General features: G+C 67.4%; 6 protein-coding genes and 2 pseudogenes. 6 read left to right on the top strand and 2 right to left on the bottom strand.

From position 1 onward, the window contains the following. Window positions 1-201 precede the first annotated feature (201 nt). Window positions 202-556, bottom strand: a pseudogene (locus RM423_RS26115) (transposase); the annotation flags it as partial. A 56-nt stretch (window positions 557-612) separates the two neighbouring features. Between RM423_RS26115 and RM423_RS23975 the strand changes: the two are divergent. Further along, window positions 613-846, top strand: a complete 234-nt coding sequence (locus RM423_RS23975) for a hypothetical protein (protein ID WP_311425558.1) — start codon at window positions 613-615, stop codon at window positions 844-846. Between the two features lie 231 nt (window positions 847-1,077). Here the strand turns inward: RM423_RS23975 and RM423_RS23970 are convergent, their stop codons facing one another. Beyond that, entirely contained in the window at window positions 1,078-1,410 is a 333-nt protein-coding gene (locus RM423_RS23970) for a hypothetical protein (RefSeq protein ID WP_311425557.1), read from the bottom strand. Between the two features lie 619 nt (window positions 1,411-2,029). On the opposite strand from RM423_RS23970, the gene RM423_RS23965 reads away from it, so the two are divergent. From RM423_RS23965 to RM423_RS23945, 5 genes and pseudogenes are all read left to right on the top strand, one after another. Then, entirely contained in the window at window positions 2,030-2,461 is a 432-nt protein-coding gene (locus tag RM423_RS23965) for a winged helix-turn-helix transcriptional regulator (RefSeq protein WP_311425556.1), read from the top strand. Window positions 2,462-2,527: 66 nt separating this feature from the next. Beyond that, window positions 2,528-3,352: pseudogene (locus RM423_RS23960) on the top strand (IS5 family transposase). Window positions 3,353-3,692: 340 nt separating this feature from the next. Continuing rightward, the gene (locus RM423_RS23955; protein WP_311425555.1) at window positions 3,693-4,106 is read left to right on the top strand and encodes a hypothetical protein; all 414 of its coding nucleotides are present in this window, start codon (window positions 3,693-3,695) and stop codon (window positions 4,104-4,106) included. A 224-nt stretch (window positions 4,107-4,330) separates the two neighbouring features. Beyond that, window positions 4,331-4,816: a hypothetical protein gene (locus tag RM423_RS23950; protein WP_311425554.1), complete on the top strand. Its 486-nt coding sequence runs from the start codon at window positions 4,331-4,333 to the stop codon at window positions 4,814-4,816. Between the two features lie 33 nt (window positions 4,817-4,849). Continuing rightward, window positions 4,850-5,037: hypothetical protein (locus tag RM423_RS23945; RefSeq protein WP_311425553.1), on the top strand; the 188-nt coding region annotated here is incomplete at its 3' end.

Here is a 5,037-nt window from a genome sequence, read left to right as displayed (position 1 = left end):
CCGATATTCTTCACCCTGAAGGTGCTCCTCGCTCCGCATGAACTGGTCGTCGCAACCCTGATTCTTGCTGGCTTGGAGCACTTTTCAGTTGATCAACGCGCCGCCCTCATGAAAGCCCCGGGCTAGGCGTCGGGGTCTATCGCGGTAACGGCACCTCTCTGTGTCAAGCGGCTGGCGACAGAGAGGAAACCGAGTCGTTGATCATGGTTCGTAGACGACGTCGGCGAGGCGGCGTTTGAGGCAGCGCATGGCTTCCTTGTGGCTCTTCCCGGCGGCGCGTTTGCGCTGGTAGTAGCTGCGACCCAGGTGACTCGTATCTGATCTGCGACAGCGCCATAACGTGCAGTGCGTAGTTGAGCTGACGGTCACCGGCGCGGGAGAGCCGGTGGCGCACGACGTCACCCGAGGAGACTTCGATCGGGGCCACGCCGCAGTAGGAGGCAAACGCGGCCGCGGACGGAAACCGGCTAACGGCGCCGGTCCGTGCCAGGATCTTCGCGGCCACCACGTCGCCGACACCGAGCAGGCTGGTAAGGGTGCTGCCCGAGGCCGTGACGGTGTCGCTGAGGTGCCGCTGAGGTGCGTGGTGCCTATGAGGCACGTGGAGCGCCAGTGGGCCGAATCACCACGCTCGGGTTCGACTTTCCAATGCCCGGCGAGTTGCCCCGCGGCAACTGGGCCGGCGGCGGATGGACGATCCGGATCAAGTCCTCGTGGAAACCGCGGATTCTTGAGCTCCTCGCGGGCTGGACCTATCCCGTGACGAAGGAGTCGATCTACCCGCCGATCGAGTGCGCCAAAGCAGCGGTAAACGAGGCGGCACGACAAGCCGCCTCAACACTCTGAACGCTGTCAGTCCTGGCCGTGCCAGAGCGGTTGTCCACGAAGGCACCGAGGACGAGTCGGTTACGCAGCCGCATCGCTGATCACCGGTGCTCTGCTTGCCAGGTGTCCTCCGAGGCACGTCAGATGACCGCAAGCAGACCAGCTGTGGCCCACAGTAGGCGCCGTCACTCCGCCGGAGCAACGCGCGCTAACAGCCATCGCGGCAGCGAAGCGGTGTGGTGACACGGCGAGTCACCGTGCCGGTCGTGGTCGGGTGAGGTCCCGTTCGAGTTCTTCGGCCTGCCCGGCAGCTACGAGTAGCGCCGCGGCGATCTGGCGTGCGGTGCCGGAGGGCATAAGGGCCACGGACCGCTCGCCGATGTCGGGTGGTTCGTTGATGAGCCGTACCAGGTACGGCGCGCTGAAGTCGGACCACTTCGCGGCCAGGTCGACGGTCATGTCCACGGTCTTGCCCTGCTCGTTGGCGGCGACAGCCTGCCGGGCGATGGGCCGGGAAACGCAGAAGGGTCCGTGTCCGCGGAGATCGGGGTCGAGGTCGCAGAACGGCGCGTGCTGGCGGCTCACGGGCGCGTCCGCCCGATGCACACGCGAACTCCAGCGATGCGGGGCCCGTCGATGGCGGTAACCGACAGACGGGTCGCGCCCAGGATGTGGCGCATGAAGGCCAACAGGTCGGGGTGAGGCTGGTCCGCGCCGCCACAGTGTCGGCTCGCGGGACGCTGTAGCTCGCTGGCCGAGCTGTCCGGTCCGTGATGGTTACTCTGTGCCATGGGTCGTACTCCTACTCAGATAGGTGTGCGATCAAGGCCTCGGTCGGTGTTGACGCACCGGCCGGGGCCGCCTTCGGAGCACCGCCAACGGCGCCCGGGGTAGATGGGTGTCTACGTCCGTGGGTCGCCTCCTTCCGGGTCAGGCGTAGCGATGCACGACCATACGCAGGACGCCGCGGAGTGGGAAGCTACGGAAAGCGGATCGCCGAGACTTCGCAAGTGTCATAGCTTTCCGGCGCCCACAGAGCCGTAGCGGCATTTTTGGGCACCTGCGGGTGCCAGCCGACTACGGTCACAGCGACGGCTCCGCCACCACGATGGACGTCGCTCTGGTTAGGCCTGGAGCATCGTGGCTTACATACCAACCGTAAGGTTTCAGTAAGGTCCAACGTTGGGCTGCCGATCGAAATGCTATGGCTCCAGAGCGTCCGGCGGGTTTTCTGCATGACTGGTATGACGCGCGGGCCTTGCTGGCTGCCGAGTGGGCCCCTGCCATCGTCGGCGCGCTGCTGGACGGGCCCCTGCCATACAAGGACATCCTCGCCGCTGCCGGGGCTGCTCGACCGGGCATGCGATGGGGTGGGCGGCACCGGCAGTTGCACGACAGCATCCTGAGCCGGAGCCTGCAGGCTATGACCGGCGACGGGCTGCTGGAACGCCACGAGACGCCGGGCACGTTCCCGCCCACCGTGTACTACTGCCTGACCGATGCCTGTCGGGAACTGGCCGAGGCAGCCACCCCACTTGCCGAATGGTCCGCCCGCCACCGCGACGTCATCGAGCGCGCGCAGTCACGGCGCACCCGCACCGGCCGCCTGCGCCGGGCGGTTGACGCGGCGTCTTAGAACGCGTTTCAGAATGGTCGGCGTGTCTGACGGGTTGGGCTGGCTGGTCGGCTGACGCTGCTGGTCGTGATCGAGGATCTCGTGCCTGACGGGCTGTGGGAGCGGGTCTCGCCGCTGCTGCCGGTTCCGAAACCGCGCCCGCGGCTGCATCACGGCCGGAACCGACTCGATGATCGAGCTGCGCTGGCCGGCATCATCTTCGTGCTCCGGCACGGGGTCGGCTGGGCACAGGTGCCGAAGCAGGTGCTCGGGGTGTCCGGGCTGACCTGTTGGCGGCGCTTGCGGGACTGGACCGAGGCCGGGGTCTGGCCGGCGCTGCACGAGGCGCTGCTGGCCGAGCTTCGCCGTCAGGCGATGTTGAACCTGGATGACATGTCGGTCGACGGCTCGCACCTGCGGGCGCTAAAAGGGGGGACCACGTCGGCGCATCCCCGCTCGACCGCGGCCACGCTGGCTCAAAGCATCACCTGATCGTCGACGGGTTCGGCACACCGCTGCAGGTCACCCTCACCGGCGGGAACCGGCACGACGTCACCCAACTGCTGCCCCTTGGTCGATTCGCTGCCGAAGATCAGAGGCATCCTCGGCAGGCCGCGGCAGAAGCCGAAGCGGCTCTACGCCGACCGCGGCTACGACTTCGATAAGTACCGCCGCGAGCTCCGGGCTCGAGGGATCATCCCGAAGATCGCGCGCCGAGGCGTCGCCCACGGGTCCGGACTCGGGAAGAAGCGGTGGGTCATCGAGCGCGGCTTCGCCTGGCTGCACCGCTTCAAAGGACTCCGCACCCGCTACGAGATCCGCGCCGACCTCCACCTCGGCCTCATGCAACTCGCCTGCGCCCTCATCTGCCTACGCAAACTGCCCGCCCCGCATTCTGAAACGAGCTCTTAGCCAGGAATTTCGGCTCCGTGCCCATACTCCTGTTGAAGTGAGTGGACTGCCGGGTGTAGACGTTATGGCCCATCTGGTTTGCAGATGACTTATGTGGATAGTCGGAGGACGGGGAACCGATGACTCGCTACGCGGCCCTATCAGGCGCGCCACCCAGTGCGATCTGCTCTGCGGCGACAGTGCTTCTCTTGCTGGCCGTCGCTGGGTGTGACCGGTCCCATGCCCCAACCGTGGTGGTGGATTCAGCAATGCATTCCCCACTATTTCAACGGTCACAGCGAGCCCCAGCTCCACCGTCCCAACGTCCGCATCCTCGACCCCGCCGACGACTCAGCCCGGTGTGAGTGCGAAGGCGGCGGCTCTGGCCAGTTACCTGGCGATGTGGCGGGACTTTGCCGTTGCCGGGCACACTTCGAACTGGCGGTCTCCTTCACTTGCGACGCATGCGACCGGCGACGCGCTCCTGGTGATGTCGCGCGGGCTGTACGCCGACCGCTACAACGGCCTGATCACCAAAGGCCAACCGGTACTCCACCCGAACGTCATTAAGGCGACGCCCACGGCTTCGCCGGCGACGGTGCTGATCTCTGACTGCGGCGACTCCAGCCACTGGCTGAAATACTTCGCCAAGACCGGCAAGCTCGAGGACAACATTCCGGGGGGCCGTCAGGCGATCACCGCGGAGGCCAAGAAGCAGCCCACCGGAAGCTGGAAGATCGACCGGTTCGCCGTCGAGGGCGTTGGATCATGCTGAAGCGCCCGGGGATCGCACTTGTGACTGCGGCGGCCCTCCTGGTCTGCACGGCTCAGACTCCAGCGTCCGCTCACGGCGGCTGGGGCACGGTGGACTGTACGCAGCGCCCAAATCCGGGATGTGAGCTTGGTGCCGGCACGGGTGGCGGTCAGTTACCGGGCTCCGCTCCGAACGGGGCAGGTGCGGGTGCGAGTGGTGCTCCGGGCAAGCCCGGGCCTGGCTCGGTGGAGACGGATCCGGGTCGGTGGCGGTGTTCCTATGTTCGCAGTGACTACCAGCCGCCGGCGAGCGGCGGGGTGGTGGCCGCCGCGTTCATAGCCAGCCCGCTGGCAGCCAGCGGGGTGGTGGCCGCCGTGTTCACAGCTCGCCTGCTGGCAGCGCCCGCGGCGTCTCTGGCGGTGGGTTCGGGTGGGGCTTGGTATGTGTATAAGTGCACGGGCAAGGGCGCGGCGGATGCGATCTACCGGCCGCCGGTGTTCATCCCGGACGGCCCGGCCGCGCCTGGTCCGGTGTTGCCGGATCCGGCGGCGTTGGCGAGGCAGGCGTATGACCAGTTGCGGCTGCCGCCGCCCTCGATCCGGCTGTCCCCTGCGGGGCGGCAGTTGGTGAACTTGCCGACCTGGTTGTGGCTGGACCGCGCAGGGTGGGGTGCGGCGTCGGCGACGGCGTCGGTGCCGGTCACCGAATCCCAGGCACTCAACAGCAACTAACAGCCAGTAACCAGGGGACGGGGGTCCATAGGGGTGAGCACGACAACGACGCCGCGACAGGCAACACGCAGAGCCGGCGCCGGGTGGGGCACGCCGGCCGGCTCGGGGCCGGTGGTGCGCCCGCCGGGCCGGCGCCGCAGCCCGGCCCATCTGGGGTTGGGGGCGCTGCTGGTGGTGGTGTGCGCGCTGGGTTTCGCCGTGGCCGTGACCCGGATGCACCA

The sequence above is a fragment of the Jatrophihabitans lederbergiae genome (assembly GCF_031845305.1).
GTDB classification, from domain to species: Bacteria; Actinomycetota; Actinomycetes; order Mycobacteriales; family Jatrophihabitantaceae; genus Jatrophihabitans_A; species Jatrophihabitans_A lederbergiae.
This window is presented reverse-complemented; position numbering and strand designations above follow the sequence as displayed.